Source organism: Minwuia sp., assembly GCF_048263705.1.
Lineage (GTDB): Bacteria > Pseudomonadota > Alphaproteobacteria > Minwuiales > Minwuiaceae > Minwuia.
In genome coordinates, this window is record NZ_JBLXDV010000004.1 from 234,395 (window position 1) to 254,787 (window position 20,393).

A 20,393-nucleotide genomic window follows, 5' to 3' on the forward strand; every position below is an offset into this window, starting at 1 on the left:
GTATCGTGGTCGTTGCGGCGGCTCAGGCGGCTGCCTTGCCGTCCAGCCGTGTGGCCGTCTGCTCGCTGATCGGCGCGGTCATCGCGCCCACCCATGTGTCAATCAGGTTCTCGATCGCCCGTTCCAGATCGAAGGGCTGGTTCTGGGCGGCACGCCGCCGCCGCGCGGTGTCGATGTCGGCCAGCGAGAAGGTGCCCGCATGCATGACGATCAGGAACCGCTGCCGCAGGATCGCCGCGGGCATCTCGCCCAATGCGGCTTCAAGGTGCTCGTAGCAGCGCCGCATGCCGGGATTCCAGCGCCCGCCGACGAAATCCTCCACGTCGAAATCGGACGTCAGGAACATCTGCGTCAGGAACCGGATGTAGCTGGCACCGTCTTCCGAACCGACCATCATCTCGCCGATCGGCCAGGTCACGCATTCGGCGATGGCGCGGATCTCGCCGGCCCGGCCCTCGGCTTCGAGCTGATCCAGCATCACATTGCGCCGCGCGTCGATGGCCGACATGCGCTTCTCGAAGATGGCCTCGATCAGGCCCTCGCGGGAACCGAAGTGATAATGCGCGGCGGAGGCGTTCCGCTGTCCGGCCTCGCGCACGATCTCGCGCAGCGACACACCGTTGATGCCCCGTTCGCCGTACAGGCGTTCCGCCGTTTCAAGCAGCACTTCGCGGGTGTCCACCCGTCGCCCTCCCTCGGAATTCTGTCTGTCTTCAGTGGCCGCTTTTGCTGGCGGTCTTGCGCTCAGCTTAATACAAGTGAATTATTACGGCAACAGGTTCGATGGGGAGACCAGAAAGAATTATGGATTTCGAGACAGATGCGCAGACGCGCGAGATTGCCGATCAGGTCGAGCGAATCTTTCAGAACGATATTCTGCCGAGATGCGCCGACTATGCCGATGCGGTAGGCGCCGGAGATCTGGAACCGGCGTTCCTGAAAGAGCTCAAGGCGCGCAATCGCGAACTGGGCCTGTGGAACATGGCCCTGCCGCGGCTGGCCGACGATGAGCCGGGGACGCGGCTGACCAACCTGCAGTTCGCCTCCATCGCCGAGATCCTGGGGCGGATCGGCTGGGCGTCGGAGGCGTTCAACTGCCATGCGCCGGACACGCCGAACATGGAAATCCTGCAGATGTTCGCCACCCCGGCCCAGAAGGCCGAATATCTGGTGCCGCTGCTCAATGCGGAGATCCGGTCGTCCTTCGCGATGACCGAGCCGGACGTGGCCTCGTCGGATGCCAACAACATCGCGACCCGCATGGAACGGCGCGGCGACAGCTATGTGCTGAACGGCCGGAAGTGGTTCGCAACCGGGGCGGCCAATCCGAAGTGCAGCTTCCTGATCGTGGTCGGTGTCACCGACCCGGATGCGCCGCGCGGCAAGACGCACAGCATGCTGATCGTGCCCAAGGACACGCCGGGCGTGACGGTCGTGCGCAAGATCCCCGTCATGCATCATGTCGAGCAGGTGACGCCCCACACCGAACTGCTGTTCGAGGACGCCGAGGTGCCGGTCGCCAACCGTCTGGGCGAAGAGGGCGCGGGATTTCTCATCGGTCAGGCGCGGCTTGGTCCGGCGCGCATCCATCACTGCATGCGGGCCATCGGCCGCTGCGAGGTGCTGATCCGGCTGATGGTGGAGCGCGCCGCGAAGCGCCAGACCTTCGGCACCACCCTGCGCGATTATTCGTCGGTGCAGGACGCCATTGCCGAATCCCGGATGGATCTGGAGCAGGCCCGGCTGCTGGTGCAGCGGACGGCATGGCGGCTGGACCGCGAGGGCAACAAGCTCGCCCGCAAGGATATCAGCCTGATCAAGATCGCCGTCGCCCGCGCCTATCAGAACATCGCCGACCGGGGCGTACAGATATACGGTGCGATGGGCATGACCGATGACGCGCCCTTCGCCGACGCGCTGGCACAGGCCCGGGCCTTCCGGATCTATGACGGCCCGGATGAAGTTCACCTGCGCACCATCTTCCGGCTTGAAGAAAAGGACGGGGAAGGGCTCAATTACTCGGATGCATACCTTGGGAGGGGATGACCGATGAAAGCGCAGCAGATCATCAACTGGGGTGAACCCCTCGAAGAGCGCGAGATGGACACGCCGGAGCCGCAGGGGTCCGAGATCCTGATCCGCATTTCCGCCTGCGGTGTCTGCCACAGCGACCTGCACCTGCACGAGGGCGGGTTCCGCATGTCGAAGGATCACTTCGCCAGACTGTCGGACATGGGCGTCGAGCTGCCGATGACCATGGGCCACGAGATCGGCGGCATCGTCGAGGCGGTCGGGCCCGATGTCGAGGGCGTCGAGGTCGGCCAGTCCTATGTGGTCTATCCCTGGATCGGCTGCGGCGACTGCGAGCATTGCGACGCGGGGATGGACATCAACTGCCTGACCACGCGTCCGCTCGGCACCCGGCGCGACGGCGGCTACGCGACCCACGTGATCTGCCCGGACAAGCGCTACCTGTTCGACCATGGTGACGTGTCGATGGATCTGGCCTGCACCTACGCGTGCTCGGGCCTGACCGCCTACAGCGCGCTGAAGAAACTGGCCGATGCGACCGAGAAGGACACGGTCGTCATCATCGGCGCGGGCGGGGTCGGCCTGTCCGCCGTGATGCTGGCGAAACACGTGACCAGGGCGAAGATCATCGTTGCCGACACCGATGCCGAGAAGCGCAGCGTGGCACGTCAGGCGGGGGCGCACGAGACCTTCGACAACAGCCAGGACGATGCTGCCGAGAAGCTGAAGGAACTGGCGGGCGGCGGCGTGAAGGGTGTGATCGACTTCGTCGGACGTCCCGAAACGGCGGGCTTTGCGCTCGATTGCCTGGCCAAGGGCGGCAAGCTGGTGCTGGTGGGTCTCTATGGCGAGGCGCTGCCGGTCGCCCTGCCGCGGATGCCGATCTTCCAGCTCGCCATTCAGGGCTCCTACGTCGGTTCGCTGCAGGACATGGACGAACTGATGCAGCTCGTCCGCGCGGGCAAGGTCCCGCCGATCCCGGTCACGCCCCGGCCGCTGGCCGAGGCGAACGATGCCCTGCAGGCGCTGATCGACGGTACCGTGTCCGGACGGCAGGTGCTGAAGCCGTGAGCATGGGGAAACCGCGCGGCGTGGGATGGAGCGGCTGGCACGCAGCGCGGCTCAGCGTTTCCGAACGCGACGACAAGGCGTCGATGCCAGGCTGGGCACCGGGATCAAGTCCCGGTGCGGGTGGTAGCTCATGACCACCACCCTGCCCGTCATCGACCTGAGCCCGCTGCGTGAAAGCGACGGCGGCGGCGATGTGCCGGCCCGGATTGCGGCGGCGATGGAAGAGCACGGGTTTTTCTACATCACTGGCCATGGCGTGCCGGAAGACCTGCTGGCGGAAACGCAGGCGGCGGCGCTGGATTTCTTTCGCCAACCCGCAGAGGCGAAGCGCGAAGTCGCGGTCACGAAACACCATCGCGGCTGGAACGCGCTGGGCGACGCGAAGATGTATGGCGCGACCAAGCCCGACCACAAGGAGTTCTTCCAGATCGGTCTCGACCTGCCGCTGGACGACCCGGATGTCGCCGCCGGTCAGCCGTTGCGCGGCCCGAACGTGTTTCCGGATTCGCCGGCGAACTTCCGCTCGGCCTTCGAGCGCTATTTCTCGGCCATCGCCGCAGCGGGCGATCTGCTGCTGCAGGGGGTGGCGCTGAGCCTGGATGCGGAGCGGCATTTCTTCCGCCCCCACTATGACAAGCCGCTGCAGCGCACGCAGGCGGTCTGGTATCCACGGCAGCCGATGGAGCTGGGCGAGGATCAGTTCGGCGTGGCGCCGCACACGGATTTCGGCCTGATCACCCTGCTCTGGCAGGACGGCAGCGGCGGGCTGGAGGTGTTGCACCGCAACGGCGACTGGATTGCGGCGCCGCCGATGGACGGCACGCTGGTGGTGAATGCGGGCGATCTGATGCAGCGCTGGACGGGCGGGCGCTATCGCTCGACGCCGCACCGCGCGCGCAATCGCCATGCCGATGACCGGCTGTCCATCGCAACCTTCTATGACCCGACCTTCGACGCGCCCGTCGATCCGGCAGACTTCGGTGCGACCGGCGAGGCCACGACGGCAGGCGCTCACATCCTGGGCCGCATCAACGAAAGTTTCGGCTACCGCAAGGAAGCGTCATGACTTGCGGTCGAGAAAACGCCTCCCCCTCGGGAGGGGGAGGTGGCCGCGTCAGCGGTCGGAGGGGGTTGATGGCTCGGCAATCGGGTGCAGACATTGCGACTGGGTCAAACGCAGCCAACCCCCGCCCCTGCCCTCCCCCTTCAAAGGGGGAGGGAGAACAATGACGGGGCGCGCCTACGACGGAAGGGTGCTGGATGCCGCGATCGATCCCGATCAGCAGGCGATCATCCCCGATGTGTCGGGCAACGACGTGAACGGGCTGGGCGAGGCGGACGTGCGCAAGCCGACGCCGATCTACTGGCAGGACCCGCGCACGCTGGCGCACGGCGCGATGCAGATGTGGATGCTGGAGAAAACGCGGCAGGACGTGCCGGAAGTCGCCGAGATGCAGCACGGGCTGGGCGGTCGCGGCCCGAACGAACGTACGCCGATCGCGGACGAGAAGGTGACGGACAGTCCCGACGCCTTCTCGGAAGCGGCAAAAGCCTTCGCACTGGATCATGAATCCGATCAGGTCGGCATCGCGCGGATGCGGCCCGAATGGGTCTATGAGGGTATGGATCTCGACCTGCCCTGGGTGATCGTCATCGCCGTGCAGATGGACCATGCCGAGCTGGCGACCGCGCCTGATCCGCCGTCGGTGGTCGAGGTGATGCGGCAGTACAATCGCGGCACGCGGGCCGCCCGCGCGCTGGCCGACTGGATCCGGGCGCAGGGCTATGACGCCCATCCCCATGGCGGGCCGACCGGCGGGCCGATGACCCTGATCCCGGCTGCGCTGGAGGCGGGACTCGGCGAACTGGGCAAGCATGGATCGATCATCAACCGCACGCTGGGGTCGTCGTTCCGGCTGGCCGGTGTGGTGACCGACATGCCGCTGGTCGCGGATGCGCCCGACGCATTCGGCGTGGACGATTTCTGCAGCAGTTGCCGGGTCTGCGAAACGGCCTGTCCGCCGGACGCCATCGCGCCGGAGAAGCAGCTCGTGCGCGGGGTCACCAAGTGGTACGTCGATTTCGACCGCTGCGCCCCGTACTTCAACCAGACCTACGGCTGCGGCATCTGCATCGCCGTCTGCCCCTGGAGCCGGCCCGAGGTCGGTCCGAAGCTGCTGCAGAAGATGCTGCGCCGCCGCAGCGGCTGACGCCGCCTACATCAGGAACAGCAGGTTCGCGTCCTGATCGAAGACCTCGTAGGTGCCCGCGCCGCCGTTGTAGAGCATGGACGCATTGGTGCCGCCGATCCCGTCGGACAGGTTGATCTCGGTCACCACTGTCGGATCGAAGGTGATCGACCCGCCTGCACCGGGGAAGGAGGCGGTCCAGGTGCCGTCCTCGTTCTCCACGAAGTCCACGTCATCCAGCCCGACGCCGTCCGGGTCACCCTGAAGGCCCTCGAAGACCAGCGTGTTGCCGCTGTCGGTGTCGGTGATGGTGTCATTGTTGGAGGCCCCGCTTGTCGCGGCCTGGAACACGAAAGTGTCCGCGCCCGCGCCGCCGTCCAGAATGTCGTCGCCCTCGCCGCCCTGCAGCGTGTCGTCGCCCAGACCGCCGATCAGCGCGTCGTCGCCCGCATCACCGAAGATCCGGTCGAAACCGTCATCGCCGAAGATGTCGTCGCTGCCCGCCCCGCCGAACAGGCTGTCGTCGCCGTCGCCGCCCCGGATGCTGTCGGCACTGATGCCGCCGCCGATGGTGTCGGCCCCTGCGCCGCCGTCGATGCTGTCCAGCCCCGACCCGCCGATGACGAAATCCGCGCCGTCGCCCGCAACCACGGTGTCATTGCCCGAGCCCGCGTCGATCACGTCGTCGCCCGCGCCCGCGTCGATCGCATCGCTGCCCGATCCGCCGAAGACGTCGTCATTGCCGTCCCCCGCGTTCAGCACGTCATTGTTGATGCCGCCGTCGATCTGGTCATCGCCGGCACCGGCATCGATCAGGTCCTCGCCGCCGCCGCCGAACAGGGTCTCGCCGCTGTCGCTGCCGATCAGCGTGTCGCGCCCGCCTTCACCGAAGGCCTGATCCGCGCCCTCACCGACCTCGATCCGGTCGTTGCCCTCGCCCGCCAGGATGAAGTCGTCGCCCAGACCGCCGAAGATGGCGTCATTGCCGGAGCCCGCCAGCAGCCGGTCGAAGCCGTCGCCGCCATCCAGCACGTCTGCACCGCTTTCGCCTTCCAGCGTGTCGTCGCCCGCGCCGCCGTGGATGGTGTCGTTCAGGTTGCCGCCGCGGACCAGGTCCGCACCGTCGCCCGCATCAATCGAGTCGTTGCCGCCCAGGCCGAAGATGGAATCGTCGCCCGCGCCGCCATCGACCGTGTCATGGCCGCTGTCCGCGCCGACGAAGTCGTTGCCCGCGCCTGCGATGATCGCGTCATTGCCGGTGCCGCCGCGCAGCTTGTCCGCGCCATCGCCGCCGTCCAGCAGATCGTTGCCGTCGCCGCCGCGCACCGTGTCGTCGCCCGCGCCGCCGATGACGATGTCGTCACCATCCTCGCCGTCGGCGAAGTCGTTGCCGTCCCCGCCGTCCAGCGAGTCATCGTCCGCACCGCCGCGCAGATTGTCCGCGCCCGCGCCGCCGATCAGCGTGTCGTCGTGGATGTCACCGCGCAGGGTGTCGTCGCCGACACCGCCGTCCAGCAGATCGGTACCCGTCTGGCCCAGCAGGCTGTCATCGCCCGCGCCGCCGAAGGCCTGGTCGTTCTGCCCGCCCGCGTTCAGCGTATCGTTGCCTTCGCCGCCGAACAGCTGGTCGTCGTTGAAGTTGCCCTGCACCAGATCGTTGCCGTCGCCGCCGAAGACCACGTCGTTGCCGCCGGAGCCGAACAGCGTGTCATTGCCGACGCCCGCGTTCAGCGCATCGTTGCCCGCGTCGCCGCGCAGCCGGTCGTTGCCTTCGCCGCCGTCCAGCGAATCGTCGCCATCCGCGCCGCGCAACTGGTCGTCGCCGGTACCGCCGTCGGCGGTATCGTTGCCCTCGCCGCCGCGCAGCAGGTCCGATCCCGCACCGCCGGTCAGGCTGTCGTCGCCCGCATCGCCGCGCAGCACATCGTCGTCGTCACCGCCGTCCAGCGTGTCCGCGCCGTCGCCGCCGAACAGCAGGTCATTGCCGCTGTTGCCGCGCACGACATCGTCCAGGCCGCGTCCGACGACCGTATCGTTGCCCGACCCGACGTCGAAGCCGGATGCGCCGCCGACCACCTGCCCGGGATTCGACGACAGGGAAACGGAATCGTCGCCGTCCAGGCCGGCGAGGATCGAGCTTTCGGTGAATTCTTCCAGGTTGACCTGGTCCAGATCGACCACGTCGTCCCCGTCGGTGAACAGATCCTGCGGCGCGGCGGGGGACTCCGCGCCCAGCACGACCTCGATGCCTTCCAGCAGATAGACGTCATCGCCGACGGTCACCGTGCCCGCGTCCGGATCGTGCAGGGCGCCTTCCAGGTTCGAGAAGTCCGCCGTATCGGTCCCGTCGCCGCCGCGGATCGTGCCGCCGCCCGGCCCGGCGATGATCACATCGTCGCCCGCGCCGCCGTCAACCGTGTCTTCGCCACCGCCGGAAGCGATGGTGTCGTCGCCCGCCCCGCCGTCCAGCAGGTTCGCGCCATCGCCGCCGGTCAGGACGTCGCTGAAGCCCGAACCCTCGGCATTCTCGATACCGGCCAGCCGGTCGCTGATGTCGGGCGCGTCACCCGATTTCACCAGATCGCCGCCCAGGATCTGACGGCCCTCGATGCCCGGCCCCTCGATCTCGACGTTCAGGCCGGCCTTGCCGCCATTCTCGAAATAGAGCACCTGCACCGCGTGCAGGCCCGGCTCCAGCGTGACCTTGCCGGTGCGCGTGCGATAGCCGTGCTGACCCGGATCGTCGGTCACCACTTCACCGTCGATCAGCAGCCGCACGCCATCGTCGGCGCCGGTGTGGAAGGTGAATTCACCGCCCTCGGAGACCTCGACGAAACCGTCGATCTGCACGGCGAACCGGTCCGTCGGACCGCCTTCGAAGAATGCGCCGCTGCTGTTCTCGAAGGCCACACCGTCGATGGTTTCCTGATGGATCGGCGTCGCGCCGAAGTCGATGTCGTCCAGGTTCCGGGTGGACGGGATGGCGAAGAACCTGGCGTTCAGGCCGGCGGAAAGATCGGTGATCGACTGCGCCGTGCCCGCCGACAGGTCGACAGCGACCGGGCCGTCCGCAGCGGCGTAGTCAGCCGTATCGGTTCCGTCGCCCCCGTCCAGCACGTTGTTGCCATCGCCACCCTGCAGCGTGTCATCGCCCGCGCCGCCCGACAGCGTGTCATTGCCATCGTCGCCCCGCAGGTCGTCATTGCCCTCGCGGCCCTCAATCCGGTCGCTGCCACCCAGCCCCTCCAGACGGTTGTCACCGGCATCGCCCGACAGCGTGTCGGCCTGTCCGGAGCCGGTCAGGTCCTCGATGTTCTCGAAGCTGGTCACGGCATCCGGGGCATTGTTCGTGGAGACGAGATCCCCGCCGATGACCGTGGGACCATCGAAACCGGGGCCTTCGATCTCGACCTTCAGCCCGGCCTTGCCGCCATTCTCGAAGTAGAGCACCTCGATTGTGTGCGATCCCGGTTCCAGCTCGATCTCGCCGCTTCGCGTACGGAAACCGTGCTGGCTGGGATCGTCGGTGACCACCTGGCCGTCGATCAGCAGACGCACGCCGTCGTCGGCACCGGTATGGAACGTGAAGGTGCCGCCCTGCGACAGGTTCAGGGATCCGTCGATCTTCACGGCGAACCGGTCGGTCGGGCCGTTCTCGATGAAGCCGCCGCCGCTGTTGGCGAAGTCGATGTCGGGCGTGATGCCGGTATGGATCGGCTCTGCCGAGAAATCGATGTCGTCGAGGTTGCGGGTCGAAGGTATCGCGAAAACGGACATGTTCAGGCCCGTGTCGCTGACATTCACCCGTGCTTCGCCGGTTTCCAGATCTGCCTCGACGCCCCGTCCGGAATCGCCGAAGCCCAGCCGGTCCGTGCCCGCGCCACCATCGATCGTGTCGTTGCCGCCCCCGCCCCTGATCGTGTCGTCACCCGCACCGGCGTCGATGGTATCATCGGTTTCGGTGCCTTCGATGGCGTCGGCATCGTCCGTGCCGCGCATGACGCCATCGTCGATCGAGCCTTCGGTCGCGCCGATGACCTTCTCGATGCTGTCGAGTTCGAACAGCTTGCCACCGGCCTGAACCAGATTCTGGTCGGCGTCGAAAATGGCGTCGTCGAAGTTCGAGAAATCGGCCGTATCGGTGCCGCTGCCGCCGCGCAGCACGCCGCCGCCGTCCCCGGCGATCAGCAGGTCGTTGTCGTTGCCGCCGTCCAGCGTATCGACGCCGTCGCCGCCGGAGATCGTGTCCTTGCCGGATTCGCCGTCCAGCACGTCATCGCCGCTGCCACCGAACAGCCTGTCGCTGCTCTCGCCACCGTCGATGGTGTCGGCCTCCGCCGTGCCGGTGATCTGGTCATTGCCGCGCCCGCCGTCGATCAGCGCCGTGCCTTCGGTGGTTGCACCCGACAGGTCGATCCGGTCATTGCCGCCGGTGCCGGAGATGGTTTCGGCGCGCACGACCTCGATGCCAGATTCGGTTGCGTTGAAGGTGTTGAACGTGACCGTCCCTGCTTCCGAGGCATCAATGGTGTCTTGGCCGTCGCCACCGGTGAACCGGTCAAGACCATCATTGCCTTTCAGAACGAAGAGATCGTCGCCCGCGCCACCGTCCAGCTGATCGTTGCCGGTATCGCCGAACAGCGTGTCGTCGCCGGCACCCCCGGCGATCGTGTCCTTGCCGGATCCGCCGTCGAGGGAATCGCTGCCGTCGCCGCCGGACAGCCGGTCGCTGCCGTCGCCACCCGAAATCAGGTCGTCTCCGCCCGCGCCTTCAAGCTGGTCGTTGCCCCGCTGGCCAGAAATCGTATCGTTGCCGACCGTGCCGGACAGCTTGTCGTTGCGCCCGCTGCCGCTGATGTCTTCGCCGGTCTCGATCTCATCCGCCATCAGTCCGTTCCCGCTTCTTTTCGTTCGCCGTACGATCAGACCACAGCAAGGGGCGGCCAACTGTCCATTGCCTTTCGAACGTGCGGGCGATCACATTTCCGAACCGCAAATCACGTTTTCGACCCGTTCAGCGCCGGATGGTCTGTCCCGGAAAAAGCACTTACCCCATCTGGCACAGGGCTGGCCCCAGCCTGAGAGCCGCGAACCGCGTCCCGAGGCCGCCGCGGCCCCCGACCGGATTGTCCCGTCGGCGCGTGTTCCGGCCCGGCGTGTTTGACTTGGCCCGGCAATCGGTCCATTTGGCCTGATCGACGATTGTCACGCGAGGACGCACGCATGCCTGACAGACCCGGACGCCAGTTTCTTCAGGTCCCCGGACCGACGAACATTCCCGACCGCATCCTGCGCGCCATGCATCGGCCCGCCATGGACTTCTCGGGCCCCGATTTCATGGACATCGCGACCGAATGCCTGGAATCGATCAAGCCGCTGTTCGGCACGACGTCGGAAGTGTTCTTCTACACCGCATCGGGTCACGGTGCCTGGGAAGCCTGCTTCGCCAATCTGTTCGATGTCGGCGACACCATCCTGATGCCGGAGACCGGGCGGTTTTCGAAGACCTGGGGCGAGATGGCGGACGAACTGGGGATCCGCGTCGAGACCCTGCCCAACGACTGGCGGTCGGCAATCGATCCGGACGCGCTGGAACAGGCCCTGCGCGCGGACACCGGCCACCGCATCAAGGCGGTGCTGGCGGTGCATGTGGAAACCGCGACCGGTGTCCTGTCCGATGTGCCGCCGCTGCGGGCCGCCATCGACGCGGCGGGGCACCCGGCGCTGCTGGTCGTGGACGCCATCGCGTCCTTCATGACCATGCCGCTGCCGATGGACGACTGGGGTATCGATGTGGTGATCGCGGCCTGCCAGAAGGGTCTGATGATGCCGCCGGGCCTGTCGTTCAACGCGGTCAGCGACAGGGCGCTGGAAGCCTCGAAGGCCTGCGCGCGGCACCGCAACTACTGGTCCTGGACCGACCGGATGGGCCGCGAGCAGTATCACCGCTTCGCCGGCACCGCGCCCGAGCACCTGTTCTTCGCGCTGCAGGAATCCATCACCATGATCAATGAATGGGGCATGGAAGCGGTGTTCGCCCGCCACAGCAGGCTGGCGGAGGCCGTGCGCACCTGTGCCGCGCGCTGGACCGAGGGCGGCGCGCTGGAATTCAACGCCGTGCATCCCGCACAGCGGGCGGACGCGCTGACCGTGATGCGCACCGCCGAGGGCGTCGATCCCGACCTGATCCGCTTCACCGCACGCGAGCGGTTCGATGTGGCCATCGGCGGCGGACTGGGCCAGGTGGCGGGCAAGGTCTTCCGGATCGGTCACATGGGCGACCTGAACGACCCGATGATCCTGGGCGCGCTGGCGGGGATCGAGGCCACGCTGGCCCACCTGGAGATCCCCTTCGAAAGCGGTCTGAGCGAGGCCGTCGGATATCTCGCCAGGACGTCGCTGGAGCCCGAGCGGCAGCAGGACGGTCGCAGGGTTGTCTGAGCGTCCGCCGGCCGGGCGGCGCAAGATTGTTGTCATCCGCCACGGGGACGATCCGCCCGATGACCGCGTGTAAACGTGGCTGCACGGCAGTGGCTACGAGATCGACCTGCGAAAGCCCTTTGCCGGCGATACGCTCGGTGATGTGGACGAATCGGTGGCCGGTACCGTCCTGCACGGCGGGCCCTACAATGTCTCCGAGACGGCACGGCATCCGTTTCTGAAGGATGAGGACCGCTGGATCGCCGCGTGCCTGAAGGCTGGACTTCCCATGCTGGGAATCTGCCAGGGCGCACAGCAGATCGCCTTTCATCTGGGAGCGGATTGCGGCCCGAAACCCGGCCACCCCCACGAGTTCGGATATTATCGCGTCGATCCCGTACCCGGCGCTTCAGATTTTCTGGACCGCCCGCGCTGGTTCTGTCAGGCGCATCATCACATGTTCGACATACCGGCCGGCGCACAGCGGCTGGCGCAGAGCGCGGCCTTCGAGAACCAGGCCTTCCGATACGGCAGGAAGGTCTACGGCCTGCAATTCCATCCCGAGGTGACCATCGAGGGTTTCCGGCGCTGGCAGGCGGCAGACTGGGCCATGTTCGGCAGGAACGGCGCGCAGGATCGCCACGAGCAGGATGCCCTGATGATCCGCCATGACCGGGCTCAGGCCGACTGGTTCGCAGCGCTTCTGGAGGGGCTGTTCGGCCCGGCAGCGGACCGGTAGGCTGTTCCCGCGGCGACACGCCGGATGTCGTGCAAGGGGCGAGGTGTCGTCGGACATCTGAATATTCCGAAATCGAAACAACATCCGAATAACCCGTGGAACCGGGTGGCCTGATACCAATTTCCCATTGACGGTGGCCGAACCTGTTTCACGCACGTTATAATCGCTGCCGTCATCATGGCCGTATGTGTCGTTTTGGGGACAGGCCGATCCCGGTCCGGCCTCAAGAATGCGACTTACGCGGCATGTCGGAAACGCAGGGAAGGACACGTTCGAGACCCGGGGCCGATACACATTTCCGGGGTCCGGTGCGGAACGCTGCGGTTCCGAATTCATGTCGATAAAGCTGCGCGGGTGAAAAAACCGGCGCGAACAGGGAATATCCAGGAGGCATTCATGAAGTTCTACAAGTCCAACACGGGCGAGGTGCCCGCACATATCCACGCCATGGCCGATGCGGCCCGCGAGTCCGGCACCGATGTCAGCCGCCGCGAGTTCGTCGCGCTGGCCAGCGCGTTCGGCGCGACCGCCGCCGGTGCCTATGGCATGCTGGGTCTGGCGGCACCGAAGACCGCCAACGCGGCGGCGCACGCCAAGATGGGCGGCACGGTGAAGATGCAGCAGGAAGTGCGCGGCCTGAAGGATCCCCGCGCCTACGACTGGTCGCAGATCGCCAACTTTTCGCGCGGCTGGCTGGAATATCTGGTCCAGTACAACAATGACGCGACCTTCGAGGGCAAGCTGCTGGAAAGCTGGGAGGTCTCGGAAGATGCCAGGACCTACGTCCTGAACGTGCGCAAGGGCGTGAAGTGGAACAACGGCGACGATTTCACCGCCGAGGATGTGGCCCGCAACATCGAAGGCTGGTGCGACAAGTCCGTGGAAGGCAATTCCATGGCCGGCCGCATGAATTCGCTGATCGATCCGGAAACCGAGAAGGCGATCGAGGGCGCGATCGAGGTGGTCGACAGCCACACCGTGAAGCTGACCCTGCCGCAGTCCGACATCTCGATCATTCCGGGCATGGCCGACTATCCCGCGGCGATCACGCACAAGGACTACGATTTCAACACCGCGCTGGAAAACCCGCTCGGCACCGGTCCCTACATTCCGGAATCGCTGGAGGTCGGCGTGAAGGGCGTGCTGGTCCGCAACACCGATCATACCTGGTGGAACGAGGGCAACGGCGCCTGGCTGGACCGCTTCGAATTCATCGACTACGGCCAGGAACCTGCCGCCTGGGTCGCCGCCGCCGAATCCGACGAGGTCGATGTGACCTATTCGATCGAGGGCGAGTTCATCGAGATCTTCGAAACCCTGGAAGGCTGGCGCCGCGACGACATCGTGACGGCGGCGACCGTGGTCGTGCGGCCGAACCAGCAGGCCGTGGTCGACGGCAAGACGCCCTACGCGGATGTCCGCGTCCGGCGCGCCCTGCAGATGGCGACCGACAACGCGGTCTGCCTGGAACTGGGCATCGCCGGTCTGGGCATCGTCGCCGAGAACCACCACGTCGGTCCGATGCACCCCGAATATGCCGACATCGGCCCCGCCAAGTACGATCCGGAAGGCGCCAAGGCGCTGATGGACGAGGCCGGCATGGGCGATTACGAGCACGAGCTGATCTCGATCGACGCCGGGTACCGCAAGGACACGACCGATGCCGTGGCCGACCAGCTGCGCAAGGCCGGGATCAAGGTCAAGCGCGTGGTGCTGCCGGGCAACACCTTCTGGAACGACTGGACCAAGTACCCGTTCTCGTCGACCAACTGGAACCATCGTCCGCTGGGCGTGCAGATCATGGCGCTGGCCTATCGCACCGGCGAGGCCTGGAACGAGGCCGGCTTCGCGAACGCCGAGTTCGACAAGCTGCTGAACGAGGCGCTGGCCGTCGCGGATCCGGGCAAGCGGTCCAAGATCATGGCCAAGGTCGAGAAGATCATGCAGGACGAGGGCGTGATCATCCAGCCGTACTGGCGGACGCTGACCAACTTCTCGAAGAAGAATGTGGGGGGCGCTGCCCACCACATCCAGTTCGAGTACTATCCGCACGAGATGTACTGGAAGGCGTAAGTCCTTCCCATGCGGGCGGGGGCGCTGCGGCGCCCCCGGTCCTGCTGTCCCCTTCGCTGCCCTTTCGCAATCCGGCTGGCCGCCCCGGCCCGATTACGCAAAGGCATCCACCAAGAGATCGCCGGATGAGGAACGCGTCGTGTCACGCGGCGCGGCAAGACAGGGGGAATCCGCAAGGGTTCCGGTGATGGGCCACTGTTGGGGAGTGGGATGCTAAGCTTTTTGCTGAGACGCAGCGGGGTCATGATACTGACCGCCCTCTGCCTGACGTTCATCGTCTTTTTTCTGACCAATCTGGAACCGAACCTGGAGAAACTCACCAAGAGTGAGGGCGACCAGCGCATGAGCGACCAGGAAGTCGATGCCTGGCTGACGCGCAACGGCTACCGTCAGCCGCTGCTGGTGCGCTATGGCGAATGGCTGGGTGTCGTGCCCGGGTTCGTGAACGAACAGGAGAACGGCAAGACCATCGGCCGCTGCATCCGGCCCGGCACGGACCCCGCGGACGCGCCGACCTTCTGCGGCGTGCTGCAGGGGGACTGGGGCCAGTCCACGGTGTTCAACGAACCGGTGATCGACATCATCGGCAAGAAGCTCGGCCTGACCGGCATGCTGATGTTCTGGGTGATGGTCGTCATGGTGCCCACGGCCCTGCTGATCGGGGTGCTGGCGGGGATGCGCGAGGGCACGCGGACCGACCGCACGCTGTCGACCTTCTCGATCCTGTCCACATCGACGCCCGAATATGTCTCGGGCGTCATCCTGATCGTGATCTTCGCCAGCCGTCTGGGCGGACTGCAATGGTTCAACGGCACGGCGGCCTCGGCGATGGACAACATCACCTTCGCCAACTTCACGCTGCCGGTGGCCACGATGGCGCTGTACGGCGTCGGCTACATCGCGCGCATGACCCGCGCCTCGATGGCCGAGGTGATGACGGCGCAGTACATCCGCACGGCCCGGCTGAAGGGCGTGAGCTTCCGCAATGTCGTCATGCGGCACGCGCTGCGCAACGCCCTGATCGCGCCCTTCACCGTGATCATGCTGCAGTTCCCGTGGCTGCTGACCGGCGTCGTGATCGTCGAAACCCTGTTCAACTACAAGGGCTTCGGCTGGACCCTGGTGCTGGCCGCCGGCAACAACGACATCGAGTTGCTGATGGGCGCATCGGTCGTCGCCGTGATGGTCGTGCTGCTGACGCAGCTGATCTCGGACGTCGGCTACGTCTTCCTCAACCCGCGCGTTCGCGTCAATTGAGGAGCGCAGGATGGAACCCTTGAGCAGTCTCGAAATCACCGGCCATATCCTCTGGCAATTCCTGCCCGTCTGGATCGGCCTCGCCGTCATCCTGTTCCTGTCCTACAGCTTCAGGTCGAAGCTGGGCCTCTACGGCAAGCTGCTGGGCAGCCGCATCGGCACCATCGGCCTGGTCATCTGCCTGTTCTGGCTGCTGACCGCGATCTTCGCCGACCTGATCGTGACCTTCGATGCGCTGGATCAGGTGTCGGGCATGAAGAACAAGAAACCCGGCACGCCTGTACGCGGGCTGGAGGACGCCTGGTACCTGCTGGGCGGCGACAATCTGGCCCGCGACATCTTCAGCCGTCTGGTGATGGGCAGCCGCAGCGTGCTGTCGATCGCGCCGGCGGCGACCGTCTTCGCCTTCATGGTCGGCATCACGCTGGGCCTGCCCGCCGGGTACTACGGCGGCAAGCTGGACACGCTGCTCAGCTTCCTGGCCAATCTGGTTCTGGCCTTTCCGGTGATCCTGCTGTTCTACCTGCTGGTCACGCCGGAGATCCGGACGACGGGCGTGCCGCTGGTGCTGTCGGGCGTGCTGTTCCTGTTCCCGATCGTGTTCTTCGTGCTGCTGTTCTCGTCGCGCTTCGGCGAGCAGAAGCACAAGCTGGCCGCCTATCTGGCGGTGACCCTGATCGTCGGGCTGTGGGCCTATTCGGGACTGGCTTTCAATGCCGATCCGCTGGGCGTCTTCTACATGGACCCGAACCTGCTGAACATCTTCGTCTCGGTGGTGTTCGTGAACTCGCCCACCGTGTTCCGCATCGTGCGCGGCCTGACCATCGACATCCAGACGCGCGACTATGTGGCGGCGGCGCAGACCCGGGGAGAGCGGCCCTGGTACATCATGCTGTGGGAGATCCTGCCGAACGCGCGCGGGCCGCTGATCGTCGATTTCTGCCTGCGCATCGGCTACACGACCATCCTGCTGGGGACGCTGGGTTTCTTCGGCCTGGGGGTCAGCCCGGAGAGCCCGGACTGGGGCCTGACCATCAACGAGGGCCGCAAGCTGCTGTCGATCTACCCGCATCTGGCGCTGCCGCCGGCGCTGGCGCTGATGTCGCTGGTGCTGGGCCTGAACCTGCTGGCCGACGGCCTGCGCGAAGAATCGCTGAAGGACTGATGCCATGACCGAAGACGTCCAGCCGATCCTGGAGATCGAAGACCTGAACATCTCGTTCTTCGTCCGCGCCGGAGAGATTCCGGCGGTGATGGATTTTTCCTGCAAGGTGATGCCGGGCGAGGCCATGGGCCTCGTGGGCGAATCCGGCTGCGGCAAGTCCACGGTGGCGCTGGGCATCATGCGCGACATGGGCAATCGCGGGAAGATCGTCGGCGGCAAGATCAAGTTCAAGGGCCGCGACATGGGCGAGATGTCGGAGGAGGAACTGCGCGACATCCGGGGCTCCAAGATCGCCATGATCTATCAGGAACCGATGGCCTCGCTGAACCCCGCGATGAAGATCGGCCGGCAGCTGATGGAAGTGCCGCTGATCCACGAGAAGGTCTCGAAAGAGGAAGCCTACCAGCGGTCGCTGGAGATGCTGGCCTCGGTGAAGCTGCCCGATCCGGCGCGGGTCATGGACGCCTATCCGCACCAGATTTCCGGCGGCCAGCAGCAGCGCATCGTGATCGCCATGGCGCTGCTGTCGAAGCCCGACCTGCTGTTGCTGGACGAACCGACGACGGCGCTGGATGTCACCGTCGAGGCGGGTATCGTCGAACTGGTCAAGGAACTGGCCGAGAACACCGGCACCTCCATGCTGTTCATCTCGCACAATCTGGGCCTGATCCTGGAAACCTGCGACCGGATCACGGTGATGTATTCGGGCGAGGCGGTGGAAACCGGTACGGTCAACGACGTGTTCGACCGCATGCGGCATCCCTACACGCAGGGCCTGTTCAATTCGATCCCGCTGCCGGGCGCGGACAAGAACAGCCGCCCGCTGGTGGCGATACCAGGGCAGTTGCCGCTGCCGATGGAGCGGCCCGTGGGCTGCAACTTCGGTCCGCGCTGCGACCACTATGTGGAATCGGTCTGCAACGCGGGGCCGATTCCGATGCAGCCGATCCCCGATTCCGGGAACCACCGCTCGCGCTGTGTCCGCATCGCCGAGATCGACTGGGCGGCGGAGCCAGAGCGGCGGCTGGTGGAGGACCCGGTGAAGCCCGGCGACGTGATGCTGGATATCCGCGATCTGAAGAAATACTACGACGTCGCCGCCAACAAGATCTTCGGCGGCGGCGACACGCGCACCGTGAAGGCGAACGAAGCGATCACCTTCCAGGCGCGCGAATCCGAAACCGTCGCCATCGTCGGCGAATCCGGGTGCGGCAAGTCCACGCTGGCCAAGGTGCTGCTGGGGCTGGAGACCGCCACCGACGGCGATGTCATGCTCGGCTCGGTCGCCATCGGCGATACCGAGGTCAACGACCGGACCCGCCGCACCGTCGCCTCGGTCCAGATGGTCTTCCAGAACCCGTTCGACACGCTGAACCCCAGCCATTCGGTCGGATCGCAGATCATGCGCACGCTGGAGAAGTTCAACATCGGCAGCAATACCGCCGAGCGCCGGGAGCGGATGCTGGAGCTGCTGGATCTGGTGAAGCTGCCCCGCGCCTTCGCCGACCGCATGCCGCGCCAGCTTTCCGGCGGCCAGAAACAGCGGATCGGTGTCGCCCGCGCCTTCGCCGGTGAACCGAAGGTCGTGGTCGCCGACGAGCCGGTTTCGGCGCTGGACGTGTCGGTGCAGGCGGCGGTGACCGAGTTGCTGATGGACATCCAGCGCAAGGCCAAGACGACCATGCTGTTCATCAGCCATGACCTGTCGGTGGTGCGCTACATCGCCGACCGTGTGGTGGTCATGTATCTGGGCCACATCGTCGAGCAGGGCACGACCGACGACATCTTCTCGCCGCCCTATCACCCCTATACCGAGGCCCTGCTGTCGGCGATCCCGATTGCTGACACCAGCGTCACCAAGAAACACATCATCCTGGAAGGCGATATTCCCTCGGCCATGAACCCGCCGCCGGGCTGTCCGTTCCAGACGCGCTGTAATTACAAGGATCAGGTGCCGGGCAACCTGTGCGAGACCGAGGTGCCGCCGTCGAAGGAAGTTGCCGGCGGCCACTTCGTCAAATGCCACCTGGCCGACGACATCCTGTCCCGCATGGAACCCGTCATCAGCTTCGAGGCAAAGCAGGCCTCCTGACGGTCTCAGGGGCGGTCCCTCTTCCTTCCCGGTTTCGGGCCGGATAGGCTGGTGCCGGCCGGGGAGGGTGCATGATGCTGGATGATCGCTACGGACTGGAACTTTCGACGCAATCGAATGCGGCGCGGGATGCCTATGTGGACGGGGTGGACCGCCTGCTGGCCGCCGATGGCGGGGCGGAACACGCCTTTCAGCGCGCCATCGATGCCGATCCCGAATTCTCGCTGGCGCATGTGGCCCTCGCGCGCAGCTTCCAGTTTCTGGGCGACGGCCGCGCGGCGCGCACCGCGATCGGTCGCGCTAAGGATGGCGGCGCGGCCCTGACGGATCGCGAGGCCGCGCATCGCACGGTCATGACCGACCTGATCGAGGGCCGCATGGCCGAGGCCTATGGCGGCATCCGCCGTCACCTGCTGGACCATCCCCGTGATGCGGTCGTGGCGCAGACCTGCTGCGGCGTGTTCGGTCTGATCGGGTTCAGCGGTCAGCGGGGCCGGGAGGCGGAACAGCTCGCTTTCACGACATCGCTGCTGCCCGACTATGGCGACGACTGGTGGTTTCTGGGCCAGCACGCGTTCTCGCAGGTGGAGGCGGGACAGACCGACGTCGCCCGCGACAGCATCGAGCGCGCGCTGGAGGGCCGTCCGCGCAGCGCCCACAACGTCCACATCCGCGCCCATGTCGATTACGAGGCCGGCGATACGGATGCCGGCCTGCGGCGCGTGACGGACTGGATGCCGGACTATGAGCGCGAGGGCATCCTGCACTGCCACCTGTCCTGGCATGTCGCGCTGACGCACCTGGCGCAGGGGCGCATTAACGCGATGTGGCGGACCTATGAGGCGGCGGTGAAGCCGGGCGGTGCTTGGGGCCCGTCGATCAATGTGATCACCGACAGCGCCGCCCTGCTCTACCGCGCGCAGGTGGCGGGGGTCGATGTGCCCGCCGCCCAGTGGCAGCACCTCAGCGACTACGCCGCAGCCACCTTCCCGCGCACCGGCATCGGCTTCGTCGATGCGCACGCGGCGATCATCTTCGCCTTTGCGGGCAACGACGGCCAACTGAACCGGATCATCGACGGGGCGAAGGGACCGGCGGCGGATACGGTGCGCGCCATCGCCGTCGCGTTCCGCGATCTGGCGCAGGATGACGCGGCGGGCGCGACGGCGGCGCTGGTCGCCATCATGGCCGAGCACGAGCGGATCGGCGGCAGCCGGGCGCAGCGCGACCTGCTGGAATTCGCGCTGCTGAACGCGCTGCTGCGGCAGGGACAGACCGCCGAGGCGCGCCGTCTGCTGGCCATGCGCCGGCCGGTTCATGCTGCAGACAGGGTCGTCGCCGATCTTTGATGCGGTT

General features: G+C 66.2%; 13 protein-coding genes. 11 read left to right on the forward strand and 2 right to left on the reverse strand.

Features of this window, described 5'->3' with window-relative positions:
* Window positions 1-22 precede the first annotated feature (22 nt).
* Complete coding sequence (locus ACN0X7_RS08245; protein WP_417516013.1) at window positions 23-682, reverse strand: TetR family transcriptional regulator; 660 nt, start codon at window positions 680-682, stop codon at window positions 23-25.
* 122 nt (window positions 683-804) lie between these two features.
* Between ACN0X7_RS08245 and ACN0X7_RS08250 the strand changes: the two genes are divergently transcribed.
* From ACN0X7_RS08250 to ACN0X7_RS08265, 4 genes are all read left to right on the forward strand, one after another.
* Window positions 805-2,046, forward strand: a complete 1,242-nt coding sequence (locus tag ACN0X7_RS08250; RefSeq protein WP_417516015.1) for an acyl-CoA dehydrogenase family protein — start codon at window positions 805-807, stop codon at window positions 2,044-2,046.
* Window positions 2,047-2,049: 3 nt separating this feature from the next.
* Window positions 2,050-3,102: an alcohol dehydrogenase gene (locus ACN0X7_RS08255; protein WP_417516017.1), complete on the forward strand. Its 1,053-nt coding sequence runs from the start codon at window positions 2,050-2,052 to the stop codon at window positions 3,100-3,102.
* A gap of 130 nt (window positions 3,103-3,232) precedes the next feature.
* Window positions 3,233-4,168 carry an isopenicillin N synthase family dioxygenase gene (locus tag ACN0X7_RS08260; protein WP_417516019.1) on the forward strand — a complete coding sequence of 312 codons (936 nt, stop codon included), beginning with the start codon at window positions 3,233-3,235 and terminating at the stop codon, window positions 4,166-4,168.
* Window positions 4,169-4,328: 160 nt separating this feature from the next.
* Complete coding sequence (locus tag ACN0X7_RS08265; RefSeq protein ID WP_417516021.1) at window positions 4,329-5,312, forward strand: 4Fe-4S dicluster domain-containing protein; 984 nt, start codon at window positions 4,329-4,331, stop codon at window positions 5,310-5,312.
* A 6-nt stretch (window positions 5,313-5,318) separates the two neighbouring features.
* Here ACN0X7_RS08265 and ACN0X7_RS08270 read toward each other — a convergent pair whose 3' ends face one another.
* A complete protein-coding gene (locus ACN0X7_RS08270) occupies window positions 5,319-10,178 on the reverse strand; it encodes a beta strand repeat-containing protein (protein WP_417516023.1) in 4,860 nt (1,619 codons plus the stop codon).
* A gap of 336 nt (window positions 10,179-10,514) precedes the next feature.
* On the opposite strand from ACN0X7_RS08270, the gene ACN0X7_RS08275 reads away from it, so the two are divergent.
* The 7 genes from ACN0X7_RS08275 to ACN0X7_RS08305 all read left to right on the forward strand — a co-directional run bounded on the left by ACN0X7_RS08275 (window position 10,515) and on the right by ACN0X7_RS08305 (window position 20,386).
* On the forward strand, window positions 10,515-11,732 hold the full coding sequence (locus ACN0X7_RS08275) for a pyridoxal-phosphate-dependent aminotransferase family protein (RefSeq protein ID WP_417516025.1): 1,218 nt from the start codon (window positions 10,515-10,517) through the stop codon (window positions 11,730-11,732).
* Window positions 11,733-11,886: 154 nt separating this feature from the next.
* Entirely contained in the window at window positions 11,887-12,450 is a 564-nt protein-coding gene (locus ACN0X7_RS08280) for a glutamine amidotransferase-related protein (RefSeq protein WP_417516027.1), read from the forward strand.
* A gap of 396 nt (window positions 12,451-12,846) precedes the next feature.
* Complete coding sequence (locus ACN0X7_RS08285; protein ID WP_417516029.1) at window positions 12,847-14,523, forward strand: ABC transporter substrate-binding protein; 1,677 nt, start codon at window positions 12,847-12,849, stop codon at window positions 14,521-14,523.
* A gap of 210 nt (window positions 14,524-14,733) precedes the next feature.
* Window positions 14,734-15,780: an ABC transporter permease gene (locus ACN0X7_RS08290; protein ID WP_417516031.1), complete on the forward strand. Its 1,047-nt coding sequence runs from the start codon at window positions 14,734-14,736 to the stop codon at window positions 15,778-15,780.
* A 10-nt stretch (window positions 15,781-15,790) separates the two neighbouring features.
* Window positions 15,791-16,945, forward strand: coding sequence for an ABC transporter permease (locus ACN0X7_RS08295; protein WP_417516033.1), 1,155 nt, complete (start codon window positions 15,791-15,793; stop codon window positions 16,943-16,945).
* Window positions 16,946-16,949: 4 nt separating this feature from the next.
* Window positions 16,950-19,037, forward strand: coding sequence for a dipeptide ABC transporter ATP-binding protein (locus tag ACN0X7_RS08300; protein ID WP_417516035.1), 2,088 nt, complete (start codon window positions 16,950-16,952; stop codon window positions 19,035-19,037).
* Window positions 19,038-19,108: 71 nt separating this feature from the next.
* On the forward strand, window positions 19,109-20,386 hold the full coding sequence (locus ACN0X7_RS08305) for a tetratricopeptide repeat protein (protein WP_417516037.1): 1,278 nt from the start codon (window positions 19,109-19,111) through the stop codon (window positions 20,384-20,386).
* The last annotated feature ends 7 nt before the right edge of the window (window positions 20,387-20,393 follow it).